Source organism: Pseudogemmobacter faecipullorum, from assembly GCF_020539525.1.
Classification (GTDB): domain Bacteria; phylum Pseudomonadota; class Alphaproteobacteria; order Rhodobacterales; family Rhodobacteraceae; genus Pseudogemmobacter; species Pseudogemmobacter faecipullorum.
The window spans coordinates 144,648-170,379 of the sequence record NZ_JACDXX010000009.1; the positions used below are offsets into that span (position 1 = coordinate 144,648).

A 25,732-nucleotide genomic window follows, 5' to 3' on the forward strand; every position below is an offset into this window, starting at 1 on the left:
CTGCGTTTTTGTAACAAAGCGATGACGATTGCGGTTTCGGGTAAAAAACTCTGGCGCAACCTGCAGTCCCGGGGTGACCCCCGGGCGGCCCGCAGCACGGCTCAGCCTGTTTGCGACGCGGTAACGCCAGGATCACGGCGTTGCGACAATCCCATGAAAACGAACAGTGAGCCCGAAAAAGACGGTCTAATGTTCCGCATTGCACATCTTTATATCCGCTTCATCGATGCGACACCGCGTCCGCCGCTTCCATGAAAGGAAAAGTTATGAAAGCTCTTGTTACCCTTTCGACCGCCGCCGCCGTTCTTGCCGCCGGCACTTTCGCTGCTCTGGCCTCGCCCCAGCGCGACGCTGCCATCCCGGCTGGCTTTGGCGAGCAGGTTGAGGTTCCCGCCGCTCAGGTTCTGAGCGCGAAGGAAATGCACCAGCGCGGCCTGGCCTTTGGCGATGTGGTGACGGTCACCAGGGCGCCCCAGGGCCCGGTTGATACCTCGCGCGGCAGCTGATCTGACTGTGCGATCCGGTCCATCGGATCGGGGCTGGGCAGAGCCTGGCGACGGATGCGCCCTCGCAGAGGGGGGCGCATCCGATTTTCATTCAGAATCCGCCCTATTTGTCATGCTGACAATCACGTGAGGGCAGTGCATCAGCGCACAGCCTGTTGCAACCTGCCGGTATTGTCGGCCCGGCGCTCTCGCTCTACATCTCTGCCTGCGCAGGTTGCAGGCCAGAGACCGCCCGCTTCCCTGCCTTGTGCTGTGTCAGTGTTGGCCGGGAGGGCAAAGCTTTGGATATTACGGTATTACAGACCTATCTGCATGTGGTCGAAGAGGGCAGTTTCGCCGCCGCCGCCCGTCGCATGGGCATATCCAAAAGCATGTCGAGCAAATATATCTCAGATCTTGAGACCTCGCTCGGGGTGCGCCTGCTGAGCCGGACCACCCGCTCGGTCCGGGCCACCAGCGCCGGTGAGGAATATTATGACCGGCTGCGCCCTATTCTGGCTGAACTGGAGCAGGCCAATGAGGCGATGCGGCGTAAATCTGATCAGCCCTCGGGCAGACTGAGGATCGGCGCGCCGATTTCCTATACGCTGAAGGTTCTGAACCCGCTGATGATGCGGTTCATGGAGGCCTATCCCGAGGTGCAGCTCGATCTGATGCTGGTGGATATCTGCACCGATCTGGTGGCCTCGGGCTATGATGCGGTCATCCGCATTGGCGAGCTGGAGGACAGTTCGCTGATCGCGCGCCATCTGCATGATGTCGAGGGGATGATCGTCGCCTCACCGGCCTATCTGGCAGAATATGGCGCGCCGCAGACCCCGGCCGATCTGCCGGGGCATCGCTGCCTGCATTACAGCCATATGCGCGGCCCCGGCACCTGGCGGTTCCGCAGGGGTGATGAGGTGATCAGCCAGAAAGTGCAGCCGGTCCTGAGCGCCAATAGCGGCGATCTGCTGCGCGCTGCCTCGCTCGAGGGCAAGGGCCTCGCCCCGGTGCTCAGCTTTGATGTCGCCGATGAGCTTGCCGATGGCAGGCTGGTGCAGATTTTGCCGGATTACTCCTTTGCGGATCTGCCGGTGAACCTGGTCTATCCGTCAGGCGTCCATAAAACCGCCGCGCTGAAAGTGTTTATTGATTTTATCAGCCAGAACCGCATGCCGGCACGGCTGGCCGCCTGAGAGCGGGGAGGCCCTGAGCCCGACTGCGCTGAGCCGGGACGGGACGGGCTCAGCCGGGGCTGACAGGCGACTTGCCCCGCGCGCGGCAAGCGAGCATATCTTTGCCAGCGCAGGCAAAGGGCAGGGGCTATGAGTTTCGCATTCCGGCACAGCTATCAGCAGTCCCTTCCGGGCAGCTATCTTGATCACCAGCCCGACCGGGCCCCTGATCCGGCGCTGGTGGCGCTGAACCTGCCGCTGGCGGAAGAGCTGGGCCTTGATCCTGATCTTTTGCAGCGTGAGGGGGCGAACTGGTTCTCAGGCGCCAGCCTGCCGCCTGGCGCCGTGCCGGTGGCCCTGGCCTATGCCGGGCATCAGTTTGGCGGCTTTTCTCCGACCCTTGGCGATGGGCGCGCGCATCTGCTGGGCGAATTCAGCGGCCCGGACGGGCGGATATGGGATCTGCAGCTGAAAGGCTCGGGCCGCACGCCCTTCTCGCGCGGCGGCGATGGTAAGGCGGCTCTGGGGCCGATGCTGCGCGAATATCTGATCTCTGAGGCAATGGCCGCGCTTGGCGTGCCGACCACCCGCTCCCTGGCGGTGGTGACCACCGGCGAGCAGATCCCGCGCGATCAGGGCCTGCTGCCGGGCGCGGTGCTGGCCCGGGTGGCGGCAAGCCATATCCGTGTCGGCACCTTCCAGTTCTTTGCCGCACGCGGCGAGGGCGCGAAACTCCGGGCTCTGGCTGATTATGCCATCAAGCGGCATTATCCGGAATTATCAGACAATCCCGAGCCTTATCTGGCGTTCTTCGATGCGGTGACCCAGCGTCAGGCGGCTTTGATTGCGGCATGGATGGGGCTGGGCTTCATCCATGGGGTGATGAATACCGATAATATGGCGATCTCGGGCGAGACCATCGATTATGGCCCCTGCGCCTTTATGGATGAGTTTGCGGCGGGCACGGTCTTCTCCTCCATCGACCGGCAGGGGCGCTATTCCTGGGCCAATCAGCCGCATATCCTGACCTGGAACCTCGCACGTCTGGCCGAGACCCTGCTGCCGCTGATCGACCCCGATCAGGAACGGGCGGTGGAGCGGCTTAATGACCGGCTGCAGGGTGTGGCGGGGCTCTACCGTGAGGCCTGGCTGGCGGTGATGCGGCGCAAGCTCGGGCTCGGGGGCGCGCAGGAGGGCGATGGCGCGCTGATCGATGATCTGCTCCCGGCCCTGACCGGGGCCGACTGGACCATGTTCTACCGCCGCCTGGCCGACTGGGCAGAGGGGCGGCCAGAGGGGCTCAGGGCGCTGTTTCAGGATTTCAGCGCGATCGGGGCCTGGCTGCCGCGCTGGCAGGCGCGGATCGGCACAGATCCCGGCGCAGCGGCGCGGCTGCGGGCCGCCAATCCGGCGGTGATCGCGCGCAACCACAGGGTAGAAGAGGCGCTGGCTGCCGCCACGTCAGGCGATATGCGGCCGTTCCACGCCCTGCTCGCGGCTTTGCGTCAGCCGTTTTCTGAGCATGACAGCTATGGCCAGCCGCCCGGAGCTGATTTTGGCCGATATGTGACTTTTTGCGGAACCTGATCGTAAAATCAGGCGTTATATCACCTTTTTGCACCGGCAGAATCCGGGCCTCGGCGGAAAGCCGCACAATCGGGGCGCGAGCGGCCCGGATTCCTGCCCGGCCCGGTGTTTTCAAACACTTGTCCATTGAAGCGCAGCCAAAGCAGCAGTATCGAATCGCAGCTGATTTCAGATGCTGCAGTTGCACAATTGTGGCGATTCGATATGCGCCGCCAGGGTGGGACCTGACCTGAAGCAAAACCGGCCAGAAGGCCGGGCCTGCCCGGGAAAAGCCAGCCAGCCAGTTCGCAGAGGGTGATTGTGAGCCAAGATACAGGGACCGTCAGAAGGCGGGAGCGTGACCTGAGGCTGGATTTTTTCCGTGGCCTGGCAATGATTGTCATTCTCATCGCCCATATCCCCGATAATCCCTGGTGGCTCTGGCTGCCGGGGCGGTTCGGCTTTTCTGACAGCACCGAGATTTTCGTCTTCTGCTCGGGCATGGCCTCTGCGCTTGCCTATGGGGTGATCTTCCACCGGGCGGGCTGGCTGATCGGCACCGGTCGGGTGCTCTACCGGATCTGGCAGATCTACTGGGTGCATCTGGGCACGTTCTTCGCGGTGCTGCTCTCGGTTATTCTGATGAATATGACCGGGCTGTTCGGGCGTGATCAGATCGGGCAGTGGAACCTCTATCCGCTGCTGGTCAATACCGCGCCCAATCTGATCGGGCTGTTGAGCCTGACCTATGTGCCGAATTTCTTTGATATTCTGCCGATGTATATGGTGCTGCTGGCCCTGCTGCCGCTGATGATGGCCACGGCAAAGATCAGCCCCTGGTTGTCTTTGTCGCTGTCGCTCGCACTCTGGGGGCTTGGCACCGGCGGGGCGATCGGCCTGCCGGCGGAATGGTGGTTTGCCAGCGGCTCGACCCGCAGCTGGTTCTTCAATCCCTTTGCCTGGCAGCTGATCTTCTTCATCGGCTTTGGTCTTGTTGCGGGCTGGCTGCCGGTGCCGCCGCGCCATCCGGTGCTGATCGGCCTCGCATCCGCGATCCTGCTGGCCTCGCTGCCCTTCAGCTGGTCGGTGATCTTCTCGAAGGTCAGCTTCTTTGGCGAGACCCGCGGGCAATGGGCGGCCTGGTTCGATAAATCAGGATTTGGCGCCATCCGTGCCGTGCATTTCCTCGCCCTGGCCTATCTGGCCTATACCGCCTGCGGTAAAGAGGGCGAAAATCTGAAGGCGCTGTCGCGCGCCCTGCCGCGGATTACCGCCTTTGTGACCGATATCGGTAAGCAGGCTCTTGCCGCTTATGCTGCCTCGACCGTGCTTTCGCCTTTCCTTGGGGCCGTTCTCAATGAAATCGGACGCAACTGGTTTAACACCGCCTGCGTTAATCTTGCGGGTCTGCTGCTGGTCTGGCTCGCCTCCAGGCTGGTGGGCTGGTGCAAAGGCAGCAGCTGGAAAAACCACCTGAACGGGCCTGCACAGCCGCCCATTGCTTTGGCTGTCAGTGCCGAAAAATCTGCCGCAGTGCCGCTGGCACCGGCCCGGAGACGCAGTGCATGACGACTGATTTGCAGACCCTTCTGTCGCGCCGCGATGCGCTTGGCCTTGCGCTGGCTCTGGCCGGCCCGGCCCTGCTGCCGCGTCTGGCCCGGGCTGAGACCGCCACAACAGCGGCAGAGGGCACGATCACCAGCGCCTCGGGCGTGCGGCTTGGCCCGGCCGAGCCCTTCGCCGATGGCATGGTCGAGGCCCTGGCCCGCGCGCTGGCGGAAAAGCCTTTTGAGGCCCCGCCCGAGGTTTCGCCCGAATGGAAAGGCCTGACCTATGATCAGATCCGCGAGATCTGGTTCGATGGCAAACATGCGCTCTATAAGGGCGGCGAAAGCCCGGTTCAGGCCGAGATGTTTGTCGCCGGCCTCTATCAGCATCACGCCATCGGCATCTATGCCGTCAGCCAGGGCGAGGCGCGAGAGGTGCAGTTTGACTATGACCTCTTCGTGCGCACCGACCGCTTCCCTGATCTGCCCGAAGAGGGCACCGGTTTCTCGGGCTTCCGCCTGACCGGCGAGATCGAGACCCCCGGCACTTTCCAGGAATATGCGGTCTTCCAGGGCGCGACCTATTTCCGCGCCGTGGCCAAGGGCCAGCAATATGGCCTCTCGGCGCGCGGTTTTGCGCTGGATACGGCGCGGGCCGATAAGCCCGAGGAATTCCCGCTGTTTCGCCGCTTCTGGATCGAAGAGGGCGAGGCGGGCCAGGAAGAGGCCGTGGTCTGGGCGCTGATGGACAGCGCCTCGGTCACCGGCGCCTACCGCTTTGTCATCCGCAAGGGCGATGTCACCACCATGGATGTCGAGGCGGTGATCTTCCCGCGCGTCACGCTTGATGCGCCCGGCCTTGCGCCCGGCACCTCGATGTTCCTGTTCAACGATCTCAACCGCCTCGCTTTCGACGATTTCCGCGAAGGCGTGCATGACAGCGACGGGCTGCTGGTGGCCAGCGGCCAGGGCGATCTGCTCTGGCGGCCGCTGATGAACCCGAAATCGGTTGAGACCTCATGGTTCGGTGATGAGAACCCGCGCGGCTTCGGGCTGATGCAGCGCGCCCGGGATCCGGGCTCGTATAATGATCTGGCGGCGCATTATGAGCGCCGGCCCTCGCTCTGGGTCGAGCCGAAAGGCGACTGGGGCAAGGGCTCGGTCGTGCTGGTGGAAATCCCGGCCGATAAAGAGATCTACGATAATATCGTCGCCTTCTGGCGGCCTGAGGCACCGATGGAAGCGGGGGTCGAGCAGCGCTTTGCCTACCGTCTGCACTGGGCTGATGGTGCGCCGCCGGTTGAGGGCGAGAAGGCGCGGGTGATTGCCACCCGCACCGGCGAGCGGGTGTTCGAACCTGGCCGGATGTTTGCGATTGACTATGAGGCGCATCCCGCGCTCGGCAGCGACATTGCCCAGCTTGAGGCCAAGGTCACGGTCGGTGCGGGCGAGGTGACCGGGGTGCTGTTGCATCCGAACCCGGCCACGGGCGGCGTGCGCGTTGATGTGACGGTGATCTTCCCCCCGGAGGGCGCGCATGAGATGCGGGTCGAACTGTGGCGTGACGGCGTCAGCATCGTTGGTGAAATCTGGTTGTATCGTTGGGTGGTGTAACAATGAGCCGCGCTTTTCGTCCGCAATATGGCTTTCGTCCGGTCACGCTGCCGGCACCTCTGGCCATGCCGGATCAGCAGCTTGACCGTCGCTATCGTGACCCTGCCGCCCGGGCCGAAGGCCCGAAGCCAAGCCATTCGCGGCTGAGCCGCGCTGCCGTTCTGCTGTTGCCGCCGCCTTTCGCGGTTGTCTTCGGCATGACCACCGGCGAGGTGCTGGCGGCTGACGGGGCCTTTACCCCGGCCGATCTGATGCTGTCGTTCCTGTCGGGCTTTGCGGTCTACTGGATGGCAATGTCGGTGGTCTCTTCTTTCTGCGGGCTGTTCTGGCGCGCGCCCGCAAGGGCCAGCGCCGCGGCTCCGGGGCTGCGGATCGCGATCCTTTTGCCAATGTATGGTGAGGATCCGGCCGAGACCCTCTCGCCCTCGATCGCGCTTCTCGATCAGCTGCGCGCGCCGGGCCATGGCCATCGCTTCTCGCTGCATGTGCTCTCGGATACCCGCAATGGCCGCGCGGCGCTGGAAGAGGCGGCAATGGTCGCCAAACTCAGCGCGAACCGTCCCGATCTGGCGATCACCTATCGTCACCGGGTGAAGAATACCGATTACAAACAGGGCAATATCCGCGACTGGATCTCGCGCCAGGGCGCAGCCTATGACGCGGCGCTGATCCTTGATGCTGACAGCGTGATGGGGCGCGAAAGCGTGCTTTTGCTGGCCGATACTCTGGTGGCCGATCCGGGCTGTGGCCTGGTGCAGACCCTGCCGCTGTCGAGCGCCGGGGATACAGTCTGGCAGCGGCTGCAGAGCTTTGCCAGCCGGGTTTACGGTGGGCCGCATGGCCGTGGTTTCGCGATGTGGACCGGCTCGGATGCCAATTTCCTTGGCCATAATGCCATGGTGCGGATGAAGGCCTTTGCCGCCTGCTGCGGCCTGCCGCATCTGCCGGGGCCGCGCCCGATGGGCGGGGTGATCCAGAGCCATGACTTTGTTGAGGCGGCGCTGCTGCGCCGTGCCGGCTGGGGCGTGCGGATGCTGCCTGCCGCCATGGACAGCCATGAAGGCCCGCCCGGCAATCTGCTGGCCCATATCAAGCGCGATGCGCGCTGGTGCCAGGGCAATCTGCAGCATATGCGGCTTTTGAAAACCCCGGGGCTGCACTGGGTGTCGCGGCTGCATTTCCTGTCGGGGGCCATGGCCTATCTCGGCTCGGTCATGCTTCTGGTGATGCTGATGCTCTGGGCCATGGCCGAACAGGGCCGTACCGGCCATGCCTCCAATGGGATCGAAGTGGTGCTGGCGGGCACGGTGATCTTCCTGCTTTTCGCGCCGCGCTTCTTTGGTGTGTTTGACTATCTGCGCCGGGTCGGCGTGCCAAAGGGCAGGCGTCTGGGCTTTGGGAAGCTGCTGCTGGCTGAGACGGCGGTGGCGGTGCTCTCGGCACCGGTGATGATGCTGCATCACACCAAAATCATCCTGCGGGCGCTGACCGGCTCGGATACCGGCTGGCCGCAGCATTCGCATGGCCGGATCCCGCTGAAACAGCTGGCGAAATTCCACGCGCTGGAAACCCTGCTGGGCTTTGCACTGCTGGGCTTTATCGCTGCGGGCAGTCTGAGCATCTGGCTGCTGCCGGTGGCCTTTGGCCTCGCGCTGGCGGTGCCGGTTTCGGCCTGGGTTTCCGGCCCGGCGGACAGCCTCGCGGAAGTGGCCTGGAAGCGGCGCTGAGTGCGCCGATAGCCTGATATGAAAACGACCGGAAGGCCTGGGCCTTCCGGTCGTTTTTTTTTTACGCGGCAGGGGTGCTCAGCGTGAGCGGCCCCAGGGGGTCAGAGCGGGCGCTCGATCGCCTCATAGATCGCCTCAAGCGCCTGCTGGCGCTGCTGATAGGCGCGGCGCAGGCAGGGCAGATCCGCCTCGCAGGCCATGCGCTGACGCAGCCAGAGCCTCTGCTCATCCATCATCTCGCCGCGCATCCCCATGCCGAAAAGGCCGGTCAGGAATTTCAGCGTGGTGACCATGCGCACATCGGCATCATTGAGATCGCGATTGTCACAGATCGCCTGTTCATCGGCAGCGAGGCCGGACAGGCTGCAGTCAAAACTGGCGGCGGCTGCGGGCAGGGGGGCCAGCAGCCCGAGAGCCAGGAGAAGGGCGAGCGCGCGCAGCATTGGTTTTCTCCCCGGAGCAACAGAAAAGGCCGCACCCTGATCAGGTGCGGCCCGGAATGTCAGCAGCTCAGACCAGACGGCCATTTGCCATTGCGGCGCGGATGAAATCGGCAAACAGCGGATGCGGCGCGAAGGGTTTTGACTTCAGCTCCGGATGGAACTGCACGCCGATGAACCAGGGGTGATCCTTCACCTCGACGATTTCGGGCAGCTTGCCATCGGGCGACATGCCCGAGAACACCAGGCCCGATTTCTCGAGCTCTTCGCGGTAGCGGGTATCAACCTCATAGCGGTGACGGTGACGTTCTTCGATGACCGTGCCGCCATAGATCTGCGCCACTTTCGAGCCCTCGGTCAGGGTGGCGGTATAGGCGCCAAGGCGCATGGTGCCGCCCTTGTCATCATCGGCTTTGCGGCGCACCTTGTGATTGCCCTGCACCCATTCCTTGAGGTGGTAAACCACGGGGATAAAGCGCTTCTCACCGGCTTCGTGGTCAAATTCCTCTGAGCCAGCGCCCTCGATCCCGGCCATATGGCGGGCCGATTCAATCACTGCCATCTGCATGCCAAGGCAGATGCCCAGATAGGGCACGCCCTTTTCGCGCGCGAATTTAGCGGCCTTGATCTTGCCCTCGGTGCCGCGCTCGCCAAAGCCGCCCGGAACCAGAATGGCATCATAGCTTTCAAGATAGGCGGCGGGGTCTTCTTTCTCGAACAGCGCGCTGTCGATCCATTCGGCTTTGACCCGGACCCGGTTTGCCATACCGCCATGGGTCAGCGCCTCGGCGATGGATTTATAGGCGTCTTCCAGCTGGGTATATTTGCCGACAACCGCGACGCGGACCTCGCCCTCGGCATGGGTCAGGCGGTCCATCACATCCATCCAGCGCTCAAGCTTGGGCCGGGGCGCGGGATCAATACCAAAGGCATTCAGCACGGCAGTATCGAGGCCGGCCTCATGATAGGCCAGCGGCGCGCCATAGATTGATTTCAGATCATAGGCCGGGATCACCGCATCGGGGCGGACATTGCAGAACAAAGCGATCTTCTCGCGCTCGCGCTCGGGGATCGGATGTTCGGAACGGCAGACCAGCACATCGGGTTTCAGGCCGATCGACTGCAGCTCTTTCACCGAATGCTGGGTCGGTTTGGTCTTCAGCTCACCGCTGGCCGCCAGATAGGGCAAGAGCGTCAGATGCATCAGAATGCATTCGCCGCGCGGGCGCTCATGGATGAACTGACGGATGGCCTCAAAGAAGGGCAGGCCCTCGATATCGCCGACCGTGCCGCCGATTTCGCAGAGCATGAAATCAACCTCATCCTCGCCGATGCGCAGGAAGTCTTTGATCTCATTGGTGACATGCGGGATGACCTGAATGGTCTTGCCAAGGTAATCGCCGCGACGCTCATTCTCGAGCACATTGGAATAGATCCGGCCCGATGAGATCGAGTCAGTCATGCGGGCGGAAACGCCGGTGAAACGCTCGTAATGGCCAAGGTCGAGATCGGTCTCGGCGCCGTCATCGGTGACGAAAACCTCGCCATGCTCAAAGGGCGACATCGTGCCGGGATCGACATTGAGATAGGGGTCAAGCTTGCGCAGACGGACGGTATAGCCACGGGCCTGCAGCAAAGCCCCGAGCGCCGCTGACGCGAGACCTTTGCCCAGCGACGAAACCACGCCGCCGGTGATGAAGATATATCGCGCCATTTGGGGACTCCCGCAGTTCTGGAACAGACGATTCGTTCATATGAAAACGCACCACTACGGGAGTCGGGAATTAACCTGCCCCGTAGCAAAACGCAACCACACGGCCGCAAGATCGTGTTTGCGGCCGTGTGTTATGGTCAAAGATTAGTGGATCAGTTGGCCGGAGCTGCCGGTTCCGATGCCGGTGCCGTTTCCGCCGGAGCCTCATCTGCGGCAGGCGGTGCTGCCGGGTCATCAGCGCGCGGCGGAGCGCCCGCAGTTCCGGCAGCCGGGGCGGCTGCGGGCGGGGGCATCATGCTGTCGAGCGAGGGCGGGGCGCCGGTTTCCGAAGAAGGCGCAGCGCCGCCCTGGATCACCGAACCCGAGCCGCTGCCACGGGTGGCAAGCACGGTAAGCGAGACCGAGGTGATGATGAAGGCAATTGCGAGCAGCCAGGTGACCTTGGTCATCGCGGTCGGCTTGGCCCGGGCCTGGGTATTGCCACCGCCCGAGAGCAGCGCCGCGCCCTCACTCTTCTGAAGCAGCACGACCCCGATCAGGAGCAGAGCGAGGATCAGGTGGATCGCGAGTACGACGGTTTCCATAGGGCAGGGCTTCCTTCCAAGGCTGGCGCTATCTATTCATAAGATTTGCGGCGCGCAAGGGCGAGGGCGGTCCGGCGGTATGCTTTCTGTCCGGCTGCGGCTCTGCTGCTGCCCGGTTGCTGCTTTGGGCCGCAGCAGAAACCGGCGCGGCGATCAGGCCAGTTTTCTGCCCGCGGTAAGGCCAGTCTGGCCCAGAGCCCGTTAGCGGCGTGCCTGGTCGCTTTCGGCCTGGCATATCCCCGGGCCGCGGGGTAGCGGGGAGCTATGACACAGGACCGTATTCTTCCCGGCATTTTGCTCATGCTGGGCTTTTGTGCCCTCGCACCCCTTCTCGATGTCAGCTCGAAACTGGCGGCCCAGGCCGGATTGCCGGTGGGGCTGATCACTTTCGCGCGCTTCCTTGTGCAGGGCACAATGATGGCGCTGGTGGTGCTGGCGATGCAGCTTGATCTGCGGATGAGCCGCCGGGCCATGGCGATGATCTTCCTGCGCGCCTTCTTCCTTGTGATCTCGACCTTCTCCTTTGTCTCTGCGCTGAAGGTAATGCCAATTGCTGATGCGCTGGCGATTGCCTTTGTCGAGCCTTTCATCCTGCTGCTGCTCGGACATGTGATCTATGGCGATGCGGTCGGCCCGCGCCGGATCACCGCCTGTGTCATCGGCTTCTTTGGCGCTCTGCTGATCATCCAGCCCTCGCTGACGCTGTTTGGCTATATGGCGCTCTGGCCGCTTGGCACCGCTTTCAGCTTTGCCCTCTATATGCTGGTAACCCGCACGATGTCGGCCATGATGCATCCGGTCACCATGCAGTTTCACACCAGCTGGGCCGGGCTTGTGCTCTGCCTGCCGGTGCTCTGGATCTTCCGCGATGGTCCGGTGCCCGATCTCGCCTTCATCATGCCCGAGGGCTATGGCTGGCTCTGGCTGTTTGGTGTGGGGTTCTGGGCCTGTCTTGCGCATATGTGCATGACCCTGGCCTTTGGCTGCGCGCCTTCCTCGATGCTGGCGCCTTTGCATTACAGCGAGCTGATCGTGGCGGTGCTGCTGGGCTATCTGATCTTTGATGATCTGCCCAATGGGCTGAGTTTTGCCGGGATCGCGGTGATCACCGGCTCGGGTCTCTATCTGATCTGGCGCGAGAGGCTGGTGGCGCGGGGCGCGAAAGCCGCCCGTAAGGCCGCCCTCAGCCCCGGGGGCTGAGGCTGAGCGCGGCAATCGCCTGACGCAGCCGCGCCCGGGGCAGGATCGCCACCATACCATTCCCTGCCATCTGCAGCCGCACCCGCCGCGCCGTCACCCGGTTTGAGGTGCCGATAAAGCCGTCTGGCGCGAAGACATGCGGATCAAGCGGCCATTCCAGCCCCTCGCTCTGAGCGCAGACCCTGGCAAAGGGAAAGAGCGAGAACAGATCTCCCGGCCGCAGCGCAATTTCAAAGCGGCCGGCGGGCAGAGCAAAGCTGACATCTTTCGGCCCCAAAACGAGGCAGGGCTGGCGGGAATGCCGCACCAGGCTGTTCAGCACCGCAAGGGCATGATCGCTGCGCCCGCCGGAAAACCCCAGCGCCAGAATGAACGGGGCAGAAAGCGAGCGCAGGGCTTTGTCAAAATCTGTGCTGCTCTGATCGGGAATATGATAAAGATTGGCGGGCGCAACTGTTCTGCGCGCCTGATCTGAAAGCGAGTCGAGATCGCCGATGATCACCCCCGGTCGCTGCCCGGCCGCCAGCATACGGTCTGCCCCGCCATCGGCGGCGACGCTGACGGGTGCCAGCTTCAGGGCCAGTTTCAGGTCGCGGGCTGATACCGGCCCGCCGCCCACCAGGGTGATCCCTGAGGCAGTCTCGACAATCATTCGGGTCACGCAGTTCTGGTTCAGATTAAGGCAAAATCACAGGCTGAGAGCCACAATCAATTCACTAAATTACCCCGGTCTGTCCATGGATTCGCACAAAGCACCGGCGAGACTGGTCAGGATAGAAGCATGAGGTCCGCGTCAATGAACAGTGCCAGTAAGATCCTGACCGTATCCTACGGGACATTCAGCTGCACACTGGAAGGTTTTGACGAGCCCTTCAATACGATGAAGGCAATTGCCGAGTATTTCCGCGACCTTGCGGCCGATGACCGCTATTTCGGCGCCGAGCCGGCCCAGCCGGATGCCGCCATGCTGCACCGCATTGCCGAGCGTGAGATCCAGCGCCGTGTCGAGACCCGGGTGACCGATAATGCGGTGATTCTGCGCGCTGGCGAAGAGCTGGCCAGTGATCAGCCTGTTTCTGTTCCCGCCACAATGCCGTCATCTGCCCCTCATTCTGCGACGCCCCTCGCCGCAATGGCGGCAAGCCATATCGAACCGGCTGAAACCGCGCCTGTCGCATTGGCCGAACCGCTGGTCCTGCGCCAGGCTGGAGCCGCGGCTGAGGCTGCGCCTCCCGTCGCTGATCCGGCCCGGACTGAGGGCGCGGCTGAGGCTGAGGCTGAGGTTGAGGCTGCGGAGACTGAGAGTGGGGCCGGGCTGCCTGTGGCTGATGCGCTCGCGACGGCAGCAGATGATTCGCCCCGCCCGGTTCGCGCCGGACCGCAGCTCAGCGCCAGCATTCCGGGCGGCGTGGCCGCGCGCCTGGCCCGGCTGCGCCGCGCCGTGGCGGCCCCGGTGGCGGCTGTGGCCGAAGCTGAGCCGCTGGCCGGCAGCCTGACTTCCAGCGCAGCCCTCTCGCATGACGCGGCTGCGGCTGAGCATTTCGCCGCAGCGCCAGAGCTGGCCGGTGACGGCGGCGATCCGCTGCAAGCATCGGCGCAAACCCGTGCCGCCGAGGAAGAAGACATGCTGACGCGGCTTGCGGCCAGCGCCCCGGTTGCAGCGGCGGTTTCGCCGCAGGAGGATCTGGTCGCAGAAACTCCGGCAGCAGAGCAGGCCGGTGCCTTTATCCTCAGCAGCGCTGAGGCAGAGGAAGTCAGCCGGGGTGCAGAACTTGCAGAACCCCCTGAAACGGCAGAGATCTCTGCGCCCGAAGCCGAAGCCGAAGCCGAAGCCGAAGCCGAAGCGGATCTGTCCGCCCTGATCTCGCGGCTGAGTGACGAGGCATCCCAGCCGGTCGCCGCCGTGCCGGTTGTGGCCGCCGAGACCCCCGAGACCCGCGAGATCCCCGCGACCCCCGAAACCCCGGCAGCCTTTGACCCCTTCGCCGATGATCCGGATTTCGACGAGGATGACAGTTCCTGGTATCTGCCCGCCACCGGGCCGGTGGAGGAGACTGCGGCTGCTCTGGCGGAAGACGAGTTGAGCCCGGAGCCTGAATTTGTTGTCCTGGCTCAGGATCCGGCAGCAGAAGAAATCGCAGCGGATGCGGCGCAGCACCTGATGCCTGTAAGCGGGGCTGAGGCTGAGGTTGAGGCTGTAAGCAAGGCTGAGGCTAAGGAAGTGCAGCCTTTCGTCGCCGAAACCCCGATTCCGGCTCCGAGGCTGGCGCCCGGAGCGGTTGCTGCCGCTGAACTGTCCGACAAGCTGCAGCGCGCCCGGGCAAGGGTGATCAGGATCCGCCGCATCGACCCGGTTGCCCCGGCTCTGCAGGCCGAAACCGCTGCCCCCGTCACCGCTGCCCCCGATACGGCTGCCCCCGCTGCTTTCGTCGCACCGGTCCCGGCCGGGAGCGAGGATGTCGACCGGCTGTTGCGCCAGGCCGATGATGAGATGGCCGATGTCGATAATCAGCGCCGCCTGACTTCGATTCAGCACCTGAAGGCCGCCGTGGCCTCGACCAATGCCGACCGTCGTGCGGGAATGCCGCAGCCTGATCCGGGCCAGCGCGAAGGCGCTTATCGCGCCGATCTGGCCCGTTCGGTGGTGCGCCCGGTGCGCCCGGTCCGGGTCAGCCGCAGCGAAAACGCGGCGGTGGAACAGCTCGCCCAGGCGCTGAATGGCGAAGCGGGGCGCAGCGCTGCGGTACGTCCGGCACCCCTGGTGCTGATCTCGGAGCAGCGGATCGATCTCTCGGCTGCCGCGCCGCGCGAAGCCGCGCCGCGTCCGCATCTGGTCCAGGATTTGGCTGCCGCCGCGCCGCTTGTGCTGCAGGACGAGGCCGGGGAAGCCGGGGAGTTCAGCAGGCCGCAGGCGCAGCAGGCAGGCTTTGCCGGTGTTTTTGAGGCTTTCGACCTTGAGACCGAGGATGAGGATGAGGATTTCGCGCTGCTGCCGGGCGATAGTGAGGGCTTCCAGGAATTCGCCGAGCGTCTGGGCGCGACCGAACTGCCGGAACTGCTCGAAGCCGCCGCCGCCTATGCGCTCTGCATCGAGCAGCGTGAGCATTTCACCCGCCCCTTCCTGATGCGCCGGCTGATCAATGGCCAGCTGGGCGGACCGATGAGCCGAGAGGAAGGTCTGCGCAGCTTTGGCACTTTGCTGCGCGAGGGCCGGATCGAGAAAATCCGCCGTGGCCAATATGCTCTGCCCGAAGACAGCAATGTGCTGGCCGAGGCGCGCAAATTCGCCGGCTGAGGCCGCAAGGCTACAGCCCTGGCACAAAAAAGGCGCTTCCGCAGGGAAGCGCCTTTTGTCTTTGGCAGCCATATAGCCTAGCGCGGCGGCGGGGCATCCGGATCGGCCTGGCCGATGCCGCGGAAAATGCTGCGGCAGGGCAGGGCCCAGATCAGGCCGGTGCCGATGAAGACCACCAGCTCCAGCCAGAAGGGCATCCGGTCCTGAGGCCCGGGCCACCAGGTGTCATTGGCCCAGCCAATCACGCCGAGCGTCAGCAGAATATAAAGCGGCAATCCGATCACAAGGATCAGAAGGGCCAGCTTTCTCCGGGCCTTATAGCTCAGCGCCATCTTTATCAGTCAGCGAAGGGATCGGTGACGAGGATGGTGTCATCGCGCTCGGGCGAGGTCGAGAGCAGCGCCACCGGGCATTGGATCAGCTCTTCCACACGGCGGACATATTTGATCGCCGCCGCCGGAAGATCAGCCCAGGAACGGGCGCCCTCGGTCGATTCGCTCCAGCCTTCCAGCTCTTCATAGACCGGCTTGCAGCGCGCCTGCTGATCGGCAGCGGTCGGCAGATAGTCGATCTTTTCGCCATCAAGCTCATAGCCGACGCAGATCTTCAGGGTCTTGAACCCGTCAAGCACGTCGAGCTTGGTCAGCGCGATGCCCGAAACGCCCGAGGTGGCACAGGTCTGGCGCACCAGAACCGCATCGAACCAGCCACAGCGGCGCTTACGGCCGGTGACCGTGCCGAATTCATGGCCGCGTTCGCCCAGACGCTGGCCGTCTTCATCATTCAGCTCGGCCGCAAAGGGACCTTCGCCGACGCGGGTGGTATAGGCTTTGACAATGCCCAGCACGAAATCAATCGCGGTCGGCCCGAGGCCCACGCCGGTCGCGGCCTGACCTGCGAGCGTGTTGGACGAGGTCACGAAAGGATAGGTGCCGAAATCAACATCGAGCAATGCGCCCTGTGCGCCCTCAAACAGGATGCGCTTACCGGCGCGGCGGGCATCATGCAGGACTTTCCACACCGGCTTGGCATAGGGCAGGACCTGCGGCGCGATCTCGCGCAGCTGGGCGATCAGCGCGGCGCGGTCGATCGGCTCGAGGCCAAGACCACGGCGCAAAGCATCGTGATGGGCGAGCAGACGGTCAACGCGCAGCTCAATCGTGGCGTCATCGGCCAGATCGGCAACGCGGATCGCCCGGCGGCCGACCTTATCTTCATAGGCCGGGCCGATGCCGCGACCGGTGGTGCCGATTTTGGCCACGCCGACAGCGCCTTCGCGGGCGCGGTCCAGCTCGCCATGCAGCGGCAGGATCAGCGAGGTATTCTCAGCGATCAGGAGGTTATCCTCGTTGATCTCAACGCCCTGGGCCTGAAGCTTGGCGATCTCGGTGACGAGATGCCAGGGATCGAGCACGACACCATTGCCGATGACCGAGAGCTTTCCGCCGCGCACAATGCCCGAGGGCAACAGCGATAGTTTATAGACGTTACCGTCAATCACCAGGGTGTGGCCGGCGTTATGGCCACCCTGGAAGCGCGCAACGATATCGGCGCGCTCCGAGAGCCAGTCGACGATCTTGCCTTTACCCTCGTCGCCCCACTGAGCGCCGACGACTACCACATTGGCCATGAGATGCCTGCCTTCGTGAAAGAAAATGCGTCAGACCTATAGCGACACTGGCGGGCGGGGGAAACAGGAAAAACCGTCGCGCCAGGCCGCAAGGGGCAGGGGAGCGCTGCCCCCGGTGCTTTCGCGCCTCCCCGGGGATATTTCCGGACAGATGAATAAAGCGCCGTCCCCCCCGTTTCATCTGTCCGCAAATATCCCCGCCGGAGGCTCCGGGCGGCACTGACCGCCCGGAGCTGGCCGACCGGAGCTGGCCGCCCGGATCTCATCAGCAGTTCGGCACATTCACCGCCAGGCCGCCGAGCGAGGTCTCTTTATACTTCTCATGCATATCATGGCCGGTCTGGCGCATGGTCTCGATACAGGCATCAAGCGAGACCAGATGCTGGCCATCGCCGCGCAGGGCGAGCGAGGCTGCCGAGACCGCTTTGATCGCACCAAGGCCGTTGCGCTCGATACAGGGCACCTGCACCAGACCCTTGACCGGGTCGCAGGTCATGCCGAGGTGATGCTCGAGCGCAATCTCGGCGGCATTCTCGACCTGTTCCGGCGTGCCGCCCAGCACGGCGCAAAGCCCCGCCGCTGCCATGGCCGCGGCTGAGCCGACCTCGGCCTGGCAGCCGCATTCGGCACCCGAGATCGAGGCATTATGTTTGCACAGTCCGCCAATCGCCGAAGCGGTCAGCATGAAATCCGCCACCTTGCTTTCCGAGGCGCCGGGCACATGGTCGAGATAATAGCGGATCACCGCCGGGACCACGCCCGCCGCGCCATTGGTCGGCGCGGTGACCACCTGGCCCCCGGCGGCGTTTTCCTCATTCACCGCCATCGCATAAAGCGACATCCAGTCATTGATCGTATGCGGCGCAACAAGGTTCAGCCCGCGTTCGGCCTGCAGAGCCTCATGGATGCCTTTGGCGCGGCGGCGCACTTTCAGCCCGCCGGGCAGAATGCCGCTGCCCTCCATGCCGCGGTCAATACAGGCCGACATCACCTGCCAGATCCGCCCGATCCCCTCTTTCAGCTCGGTTTGCGAGCGGAAGGCCAGCTCATTGCGGCGCTTCATCTCGGCGATCGACAAGCCGGATTTCTTTGCCATTTCCAGCATTTCGGCGGCGGTCGAGAAAGGATAGGCGACATCGGCACGGGCTTTCGACGCGCCGCCCGCCGCTTCGGCCAGCTCGGCTGCGGTCAGTACAAAGCCGCCGCCGATCGAATAATAAATCTCTTCGAGGATCACATCGCCCTCGCCATCGGTGGCTTTGAGCATCATGCCATTGGCATGGCCGGGCAAAGCCGGGCCGAAATCGAAGCTGAGATCGCTCGCCGGATCAAAGGCCAGTTCCGGCAAGCCGGGCGGGGTGACAGTTTTCGTCTCGCGGATTGCTGCCAGCGCGGCTTCGGCCTTGTCATGGTCATAGCTCTGCGGCTCAAAACCGGCGAGGCCCAGTACCGTGGCGCGGTCGGTGGCATGGCCGATGCCGGTAAAGGCCAGCGAGCCATGCAGCGAGGCTTTCAGCCCTTTGGGATGGAAGGGGGACTGGCGCAGGGTTTCGAGAAACCGCGCCGCGGCCACCATCGGCCCCATCGTATGCGAGGAGGAGGGGCCGATCCCCACCTTGAACATGTCAAAGACCGAAAGAAACATGAGCCTGCCTTATATCAATCCGGGGCGGAGCATGGCGCGCCCTGCTGGGGAAGGTAAGTGTGAAAACGACCAAAGCAATGGGGGAAGCGTCGGCAGCTCGCGGCGCTGCCGGCTTTACGGCGTGCGGCTCTGGCCGGCAGGGCCATTTGCGGCAAAAGCCTTTTGCCCTTCGGGGCTGATTGCGCTACTTCCAGAGCGTCAACCCGGCCCGGCCGCCGGTGCTCAGTGCCCTTCCCCAGGCCGGTCCAGCCCCCGGAGTACGCCATGTCTGCTGAACTGTCGCCCGCCGAAAAAGGCAAATTCATTTCCGCCCGTCGCGCGGTCGATTATGTGCAGGACGGGATGAAGCTGGGGCTTGGCACCGGCTCAACCGCGGCCTGGATGGTGAAATGCCTGGCGCGCCGGGTACAGCAAGAGGGGCTGCAGATCAGCTGCGCCGCCACATCAACCCGCACTGCCGAGCTGGCGAAAAGCCTTGGCCTTGATGTGCGTGCGCTCGACGATCTGGGCTGGCTCGATCTGACTATCGACGGCGCCGATGAATTTGACCCCGAGCTCAGCCTGATCAAAGGCGGCGGCGCGGCGCTGCTGCAGGAAAAAATTGTCGCCAGCGCCTCGGATCAGATGATCGTCATCACCGATCCGGCGAAAGAAGTGGCCAGCCTCGGGGCCTTCCCGCTGCCGGTTGAGGTGATTCCCTTCGGGGCGATGACCACCAAAGCCCTGATCGAACAGATGCTGACCGAGATGGATGTGGCGGGCCGTGAGGTCACTTTGCGCATGGCAGGCGATAAGGCGCTGCGCACCGATGAGAATAATCTGATCCTTGATCTGCATCTGCAGAAAATCGGCAATGCGCGGGAATTGTCGCTGATGCTGAACCAGATCCCCGGCGTGGTTGAAAACGGGCTGTTCATTGATATCTGCGATATCGTGGTGATCGGTGACGGCGCGGGCAAAGTCACGGTGAAAGATATCAGTGATGGCAGCTCGCATACCGAAGCGGTTACGGTAACTGCGGCTGATTACAGTTTTGCGGATCCGAAACAATGAGCTTTGACTGCGATCTTTTCGTCATCGGTGGCGGCTCGGGCGGGGTCCGGGCGGCGCGGGTGGCAGCGGCCACCGGGGCGCGGGTTCAGCTGGCCGAAGAAAGCCGGATGGGCGGCACCTGTGTGATCCGCGGCTGTGTGCCGAAAAAGCTGATGGTCTTTGCCTCTTCCTTCCGCGATCTGCCGGCCGAGGCGCGCGGCTACGGCTGGGATATTGCGGATGGCCAGTTCAGCTGGCCGGTTTTCCGCGCCAGACTTCATGCCGAGCTGGACCGGCTGGAGGCGGTCTATCAGCGCCTGCTCGACGGCTCGGGGGTGAAAACCCATGCGCAGCGCGCGAAACTGACCGGCCCGCATGAGGTTGAGCTGGCCGATGGCACGAAAATCAGCGCCAAACATATTCTGATTGCCACCGGCGGCGCGCCGGATCGCCCCGATCTGCCGGGCGCTGAACTGGGCATGGTCTCGGATGATATCTTCCTGATGGAAGAACTGCCCAAACGCCTGCTGGTGGTGGGAGGTGGCTTTATCGCCTGCGAAATGGCGGCTCTGCTGCAGGGCCTCGGGGTTGAGGTCACGCAGTTTTACCGTGGCGCGCAGATCCTGCGCGGCTTTGATGATGAGGCGCGCGGCATGATCGCCGGGAGCCTGCGGGCCTCGGGGGTTAATCTGCGCCTTGGCACCAATATCGCCGCCATGGGCAAAAAGGGCAGCCTCGCGGGCTGCGATATGCCGGTTGGCGAATTGCAGGCGGCGCCCGCTCCGGTGCTGACTTCCAGCCATGGCCCCTGCGATATCCGTGCCACCACGGGCGAGCTTTATGAGGTCGATGGCGTGCTTTTCGCCACCGGCCGCAAACCCTCGACCCGGGGCCTTGGGCTTGAGGAGCTGGGCATTACCCTGCAGCGCAATGGCGCGGTTGTGGTCAATGAATACAGCCAGACCGCGGTGCCTTCGGTCTATGCCATCGGCGATGTGACCGACCGCATCAACCTGACCCCGGTGGCGATCCGCGAGGCGATGGCCTTTGTCGCCACCGTGTTTGAGGGCCGCCCGACACCGGTCGATCATGAGCTGGTCGCTGCGGCGGTCTTTACCCGCCCGGAACTGGGCGCGGTGGGGATGACCGAGGAAGAGGCGCGCGAGAGTGAGCCGGTTGAGGTCTATGCCACCTCGTTCCGCCCGATGCGTTCCGCTTTTGCCGGGGCTGAATCGCGGGTATTGATGAAGCTGATCGTCTCGCAGGCCAGCCGTAAGGTTCTGGGGTGTCACATTGTCGCGCCGGATGCGGGTGAAATGATCCAGCTGGCGGCGATTGCGGTGAAGATGGGCGCGACGAAAGAGGATTTCGACCGTACCTGCGCTGTGCATCCGACCATGGCCGAAGAACTGGTCACGATGCGCAATCCGGTGCGCCGGAGCTGAATTATCCCGGGTTGCCCCGGGGCAGAGACAGGCGCTGCTTGAATTCTGCCCGGGGATAACCAATTGAGTGCATGTATTTGAAGGAAAAGGACGCGAGCATGGCAGGAGGTCCCTGGGGCGGAGGCGGCGACGAGGATCGTGGCGGCAACCGTGGGTCAGATGAGAGTGGAAACCGTGGCCCGAACGGCAGCGGCAATGGCCCTCGCAGACCCGGTGAAGGCGGGTCGCAGATCCCCGAGATCGACGAAATCATGCGCAAGGGCCAGGAGCAGCTGCGTGTGCTGATGGGCGGGCGCGGCAATCGCCAGAGCGGTGGTCCGCGTGGCCCGCAGCAGGGCGGCGGCGGGCCTCTGGTCTCGAAACAGGGCCTGGCGCTTGGTGGCCTGGCTGCGGTTGCGGCCTGGGCTTTCATGTCCTTTTACACGGTGCGCCCGGAAGAGCGTTCGGTTGAGCTGTTCCTCGGCGAGGCCTCGAGCGTTGGCAATCCGGGTCTGAACTTTGCCCCCTGGCCGGTAATGACCTATGAGAAGGTTCAGGTCACCGGCGAGCGCACCACCGATATCGGGGCCTCGGATGGCAATTCCGGCGCGCTGATGCTGACCCGCGATCAGAATATCGTCGATATCGGCTTCCAGGTGGTCTGGAATATTTCCGACCCCGAGGCCTATCTGTTCAACCTCGCCGATCCGGAAGAGACCATCCGCGCGGTCTCGGAATCGGCGATGCGCGATATCATCGCCCGCTCCGAGCTTTCGCCGATCCTTAACCGTGATCGTGGCGCGATCTCCTCGGATCTGCGCACGGCGGTGCAGACCACACTCGACAGCTATAATGCCGGGATCCAGGTCATCCGGGTGAACCTGCGTCGCGCCCAGCCGCCGGCCGATGTGGCCGAGGCCTTCCGCGCCGTGCAATCGGCCCAGGCCGAGCGCTCGCGTCTGGAAAATGAGGCCGATGGCTATGCCAACCGTGTGACCGCAGGCGCGCGCGGTGAGGCGGCGCGTCTGACCGAAGAGGCCGAGGCCTACCGCGCCGACCGCGTCAACGCCGCCCAGGGTGAGGCAGCGCGTTTCCTCTCGATCTATGAGGAATATGTCAAAGCGCCGGAGGTGACACGTCGCCGCCTCTATCTGGAAACCATGGAGCGGGTCTACGCTGGCATGAACAAGGTTCTGCTCGATGGCGTGGCCGGGGGCGAGAACGGGCAGGGGGTTCTGCCTTTCCTGCCACTGAATGAACTGGCGCGGCCGGCTGCGCCTGCAGCTGCGGCTGCGGCAGGGGGGGCAAACTGATGCGTGCGATTTACGGACTTCCGGTGGCGATTGCCGTTGCCGTGACCGCTCTGTCCTCGGTCTTCATTGTCGACGAGCGTAAAAAGGCGCTGGTGCTGCAGTTTGGTCAGGTCAAGCAGATCAAGGAAGATGCCGGCCTCGGCTATAAACTGCCCTTCATCCAGGAGGTGGTCTATTACGAGGACCGTATCCTCGGCCTGCAGACCCAGCCGATGGAAGTCACGCTCCTGTCCGACCGCCGCCTGGTGGTCGATGCCTTTGCCCGCTGGCGCATCACCGATCTGGCGGCCTTCCGTCAGGCAACGGCGGCTGGCGGCGAGGAACGGGCTCAGGCTTTGCTGAACAATATCCTGCAGCAGGCCATCCCCGAGGTTCTGGGTCAGACCACCCAGGACCGGGTGCTGTCGCAGGACCGTTCGGGCCTGATGAATGAGATCCTGACGATTGCCCGGCGTGAGGCGCAGTCGCTGGGGGTTCAGGTCATCGACGTGCGTCTGACCCGCACCGATCTGCCCGAGGCCAACCTCGCTGCCACCTTCTCGCGCATGCGTTCCGAGCGTGAGCGTGAGGCGGCGGATGAGATTGCGCGCGGCGGCGAGGCGGCACAGCGCGTGCGCGCTGCCGCGGACCGGACCGTGGTTGAGGAAACCTCGCTCGCCCGCAGCCAGGCCGAGATGATCCGCGGTGAGGCCGATGCCGAGCGCAACGCGATCCTCGCCGATGCCTATAGCAAAGATGCCGAATTCTTCGCTTTCAGCCGTTCGCTTTCGGCCTATGAAGCCTCGCTCAAAGGGCCGAATTCCTCGATCGTGATGCAGCCGGACAGCGATTTCTTCGAATATCTGCGCTCGCCCGGTCTCAGCACTCCGGCCGCTCCTGCAGCCGAGTAATTCCTGAGAGGCGCAGCCCCGGGGCTGCAGTGCAGATCTGAACTGGAGAAGGCCGGTCGTGTGACCGGCCTTCTTTGTTTTTCCTGGGTGAATCCGGGGGAAATGTTTCAACCGGAACACGCAGTGATCAACCGCAGTCACGCCGGTTTGACGCTTTGCGACAGGGTTTGCATTGCGCCGGAGCGCAGGCTGAGGTTGATTAGGCGCTGAACCGGGCCCGTGTTCCGGAATGCTGACCCTGAGCTTTGTTCCCGCCTGCGCGGGAGGGTTCAGCCTCAGATCCGGGCGCGGCGGTCCGTTGTATTAAAGGAGAGCCGCATTGTCCCGCATTGCCCCCTTGTCTTATCTGGCGCCGCTCACAGGCAGCCTCACCGCCCGGCTGAAAAGCGGCACGATTCTGGCCCTCGCGCTCAGCGCGGGTCTGGCAGTATCGCTGCCCGCTCCGGTGCTGGCCTTTGGGGCGCCTGAGAGCTTTGCCGAGCTGGCAGATCAGATCAGCCCTTCGGTGGTGAATATCACCACCTCCTCGGTGGTCTCGCGCCCCTCTGAGGGCGGGCCGATTGTGCCCGAAGGCAGCCCGCTGGAAGATTTCTTCCGCGATTTCGGCAATCCCGGCAATCAGGGCCCGCAGCGCTCGGAAGCGCTTGGCTCGGGGTTCGTGATTTCCGAGGATGGCTATATCGTCACCAATAACCACGTCATTGAGGGCGCGGATGAGATCACCATCGAGTTTTTCGGCGGTGAGAAACTGCCGGCGAAACTGATCGGCACCGATAAACAGACCGATATTGCAGTGCTGAAAGTAGAGGCCAGCAAGCCCTTGCCCTTCGTCTCCTTCGGCAATTCCGATCTGGCCCGGGTCGGTGACTGGGTGGTGGCGATGGGCAACCCGCTCGGCCAGGGTTTCTCGGTCTCGGCCGGGATCGTCTCGGCCCGCAACCGCGAGCTTTCGGGCACCTATGACGATTATCTGCAGACCGATGCCGCGATCAACCGCGGCAATTCCGGCGGGCCTTTGTTCAATATGGATGGCCAGGTGATCGGGGTGAATACCGCGATCCTGTCGCCGACCGGCGGCTCGATCGGCATCGGCTTCTCGATGGCCTCGAATGTGGTCACCAAAGTGGTCGACCAGCTGAAGGAATTCGGCGAAACCCGGCGCGGCTGGCTCGGCGTGCGTATCCAGGATGTGACGCCCGATATTGCCGAGGCCATGGGCCTCGCCAAAGCCCATGGTGCGCTGGTGACTGATGTACCGGATGGCCCCTCGAAAGAGGCAGGGCTGCTGGCGGGTGATGTCATCCAGCAGTTCAACGGCCAGGAGGTCCGCGATGCCGGTGATCTGACCCGCCGTGTCGCCGATGCTCCGGTGGGGCAGGCGGTGCCGGTGATCATCTCGCGCGAGGGCAAGACCGAGACCCTGCAGGTCACGCTTGGCCGCCGCGAAGAGGCCGAGGGCGGCGCAGTGCAGACTTCGGGCGAAAAACCCGGTCAGGCCGAGGCGGGCGAGCTGCAGCTGATGGGGCTGACCCTTGCCCCGGTCAATGAGGCTACGCGCCAGCGCTTTGGTCTTGGCGGTGATATGTCGGGGCTGGTGGTGACCGGCGTTGATCAGAGCAGCGAGGCCTGGAGCAAGGGGCTGCGCGAGGGCGATGTGCTGCTCGAGGCCAGCCAGCAGCCGCTGACCCGTCTGCAGGATCTGAAAGACCGGGTTGAGGCGGCAAAAGAGGCGGGGCGCAAATCGGTGCTGCTGCGGTTCAGCCGGGGCGGCGATCAGCGCTTCCTTGCGCTGCAGATCGGCTGATCTGCCAGCCATGCGACAAAAGCAAAGGCGGGTCCGGGGGCCCGCCTTCTGCCTTTTCAGAACGCTCAGAACTGGCCGGGAACGAGGCCCAGCTCCTGGGCCGCGACCAGTGACAGCTTATCGGATTCCAGCCCATGCGAGGCCTGATAGCGATGCAGGGCCTGGCGGGTCTTTTTATCGATCTTCCCGGTCAGCGGTGCCAAATATAGGCCGCGGGCTTTCAGCGCGCGCTGCAATGTGGCGATGAATTCGGCATCTAGCAGATCGGGGCAGGGGGCGCGGAACCAGATCGTGCCACGGTCTTTCTCGATTTTCTGCCGGGTCTCGGTGGCAAAGACCGCAGGCGCCGCTTTGCCCTTCGCATCGGCGCTTTTGGCCGCGACCTGGACCTGTTCGGTCACCGTCACGATCACCGCAGGACGGATCTCATCCTGCCAGCAGGCGCCTTTGGGGCCGGGCGGGGGCCCAGGCCTGCCGTTCAGATCGGTGATTGCAGCCGAGAAATCGGCGCGCAGCGGCTGGACCGGCACCTCCGGCCCGCTGACACAGGCGCTGAGAACCATCACAGCCGTGAAAGCCAGCGCCGGCAGCACGGAAAAAGATCTGGGCAGGGGAGACATCCGCGCGCCTGTTATGAACATAAA

At 63.8% G+C, this 25,732-nt stretch carries 21 protein-coding genes; 13 read left to right on the forward strand and 8 right to left on the reverse strand.

The genetic code is table 11. The features are described from left to right. Window positions 1-266: 266 nt before the first annotated feature. The 6 genes from H0485_RS11525 (at window position 267) to mdoH (ending at window position 8,117) form a co-directional block, all read left to right on the forward strand. On the forward strand, window positions 267-506 hold the full coding sequence (locus H0485_RS11525) for a hypothetical protein (protein WP_226935669.1): 240 nt from the start codon (window positions 267-269) through the stop codon (window positions 504-506). 281 nt (window positions 507-787) lie between these two features. Beyond that, entirely contained in the window at window positions 788-1,684 is an 897-nt protein-coding gene (locus tag H0485_RS11530) for a LysR family transcriptional regulator (RefSeq protein WP_226935671.1), read from the forward strand. Between the two features lie 129 nt (window positions 1,685-1,813). Further along, a complete protein-coding gene (locus tag H0485_RS11535) occupies window positions 1,814-3,250 on the forward strand; it encodes a protein adenylyltransferase SelO (RefSeq protein ID WP_354002446.1) in 1,437 nt (478 codons plus the stop codon). Window positions 3,251-3,550: 300 nt separating this feature from the next. Then, window positions 3,551-4,798: an OpgC family protein gene (locus tag H0485_RS11540; RefSeq protein WP_226935673.1), complete on the forward strand. Its 1,248-nt coding sequence runs from the start codon at window positions 3,551-3,553 to the stop codon at window positions 4,796-4,798. Beyond that, on the forward strand, window positions 4,795-6,390 hold the full coding sequence (locus H0485_RS11545; RefSeq protein WP_226935675.1) for an OpgD/OpgG family glucan biosynthesis protein: 1,596 nt from the start codon (window positions 4,795-4,797) through the stop codon (window positions 6,388-6,390). The genes H0485_RS11540 and H0485_RS11545 overlap by 4 nt, the downstream gene beginning before the upstream one ends. A 2-nt stretch (window positions 6,391-6,392) precedes the next feature. After that, window positions 6,393-8,117 carry a glucans biosynthesis glucosyltransferase MdoH gene (gene mdoH / locus H0485_RS11550; protein WP_226935677.1) on the forward strand — a complete coding sequence of 575 codons (1,725 nt, stop codon included), beginning with the start codon at window positions 6,393-6,395 and terminating at the stop codon, window positions 8,115-8,117. Between the two features lie 101 nt (window positions 8,118-8,218). On the opposite strand, the gene H0485_RS11555 is transcribed toward mdoH, so the two are convergent. The 3 genes from H0485_RS11555 to secG all read right to left on the reverse strand — a co-directional run bounded on the left by H0485_RS11555 (window position 8,219) and on the right by secG (window position 10,855). Continuing rightward, window positions 8,219-8,560, reverse strand: a complete 342-nt coding sequence (locus tag H0485_RS11555) for a lysozyme inhibitor LprI family protein (protein WP_226935679.1) — start codon at window positions 8,558-8,560, stop codon at window positions 8,219-8,221. A gap of 67 nt (window positions 8,561-8,627) precedes the next feature. Continuing rightward, window positions 8,628-10,271: a CTP synthase gene (pyrG, locus tag H0485_RS11560; protein WP_226935681.1), complete on the reverse strand. Its 1,644-nt coding sequence runs from the start codon at window positions 10,269-10,271 to the stop codon at window positions 8,628-8,630. Window positions 10,272-10,423: 152 nt separating this feature from the next. Continuing rightward, a complete protein-coding gene (gene secG / locus H0485_RS11565) occupies window positions 10,424-10,855 on the reverse strand; it encodes a preprotein translocase subunit SecG (RefSeq protein ID WP_226935682.1) in 432 nt (143 codons plus the stop codon). A 264-nt stretch (window positions 10,856-11,119) separates the two neighbouring features. Between secG and H0485_RS11570 the strand changes: the two genes are divergently transcribed. Further along, a complete protein-coding gene (locus tag H0485_RS11570; RefSeq protein WP_226935684.1) occupies window positions 11,120-12,055 on the forward strand; it encodes a DMT family transporter in 936 nt (311 codons plus the stop codon). Here H0485_RS11570 and H0485_RS11575 read toward each other — a convergent pair. Then, window positions 12,039-12,707: a thiamine diphosphokinase gene (locus H0485_RS11575; RefSeq protein WP_226935756.1), complete on the reverse strand. Its 669-nt coding sequence runs from the start codon at window positions 12,705-12,707 to the stop codon at window positions 12,039-12,041. The two genes, H0485_RS11570 and H0485_RS11575, sit on opposite strands and share 17 nt — an antisense overlap. 129 nt (window positions 12,708-12,836) lie before the next feature. On the opposite strand from H0485_RS11575, the gene H0485_RS11580 reads away from it, so the two are divergent. Next, window positions 12,837-15,350 (forward strand): hypothetical protein, encoded by a 2,514-nt coding sequence (locus tag H0485_RS11580; protein ID WP_226935686.1) that lies wholly within the window; start codon window positions 12,837-12,839, stop codon window positions 15,348-15,350. Window positions 15,351-15,427: 77 nt separating this feature from the next. Here H0485_RS11580 and H0485_RS11585 read toward each other — a convergent pair whose 3' ends face one another. The 3 genes from H0485_RS11585 to H0485_RS11595 form a co-directional block, all read right to left on the reverse strand. Next, complete coding sequence (locus H0485_RS11585; RefSeq protein ID WP_226935688.1) at window positions 15,428-15,682, reverse strand: DUF2842 domain-containing protein; 255 nt, start codon at window positions 15,680-15,682, stop codon at window positions 15,428-15,430. Window positions 15,683-15,687: 5 nt separating this feature from the next. Next, entirely contained in the window at window positions 15,688-16,980 is a 1,293-nt protein-coding gene (locus H0485_RS11590; RefSeq protein ID WP_226935691.1) for an adenylosuccinate synthase, read from the reverse strand. 265 nt (window positions 16,981-17,245) lie between these two features. Beyond that, window positions 17,246-18,625, reverse strand: coding sequence for an L-serine ammonia-lyase (locus H0485_RS11595; protein WP_226935692.1), 1,380 nt, complete (start codon window positions 18,623-18,625; stop codon window positions 17,246-17,248). Window positions 18,626-18,889: 264 nt separating this feature from the next. On the opposite strand from H0485_RS11595, the gene rpiA reads away from it, so the two are divergent. The 5 genes from rpiA to H0485_RS11620 all read left to right on the forward strand — a co-directional run bounded on the left by rpiA (window position 18,890) and on the right by H0485_RS11620 (window position 25,088). Next, complete coding sequence (gene rpiA, locus H0485_RS11600; RefSeq protein ID WP_226935694.1) at window positions 18,890-19,678, forward strand: ribose-5-phosphate isomerase RpiA; 789 nt, start codon at window positions 18,890-18,892, stop codon at window positions 19,676-19,678. Continuing rightward, on the forward strand, window positions 19,675-21,102 hold the full coding sequence (locus H0485_RS11605; protein WP_226935696.1) for an FAD-dependent oxidoreductase: 1,428 nt from the start codon (window positions 19,675-19,677) through the stop codon (window positions 21,100-21,102). Before rpiA ends, H0485_RS11605 begins: the two co-directional genes overlap by 4 nt. Before the next feature lie 98 nt (window positions 21,103-21,200). After that, a complete protein-coding gene (gene hflK, locus H0485_RS11610; protein ID WP_226935698.1) occupies window positions 21,201-22,394 on the forward strand; it encodes an FtsH protease activity modulator HflK in 1,194 nt (397 codons plus the stop codon). Beyond that, window positions 22,391-23,284: a protease modulator HflC gene (gene hflC / locus H0485_RS11615; protein WP_435531499.1), complete on the forward strand. Its 894-nt coding sequence runs from the start codon at window positions 22,391-22,393 to the stop codon at window positions 23,282-23,284. Before hflK ends, hflC begins: the two co-directional genes overlap by 4 nt. A gap of 328 nt (window positions 23,285-23,612) precedes the next feature. Continuing rightward, window positions 23,613-25,088, forward strand: coding sequence for a DegQ family serine endoprotease (locus H0485_RS11620; RefSeq protein WP_435531500.1), 1,476 nt, complete (start codon window positions 23,613-23,615; stop codon window positions 25,086-25,088). Window positions 25,089-25,153: 65 nt separating this feature from the next. Here the strand turns inward: H0485_RS11620 and H0485_RS11625 are convergent, their stop codons facing one another. Next, window positions 25,154-25,681: a peptidoglycan-binding domain-containing protein gene (locus H0485_RS11625; RefSeq protein WP_226935703.1), complete on the reverse strand. Its 528-nt coding sequence runs from the start codon at window positions 25,679-25,681 to the stop codon at window positions 25,154-25,156. Window positions 25,682-25,732 lie beyond the last annotated feature (51 nt).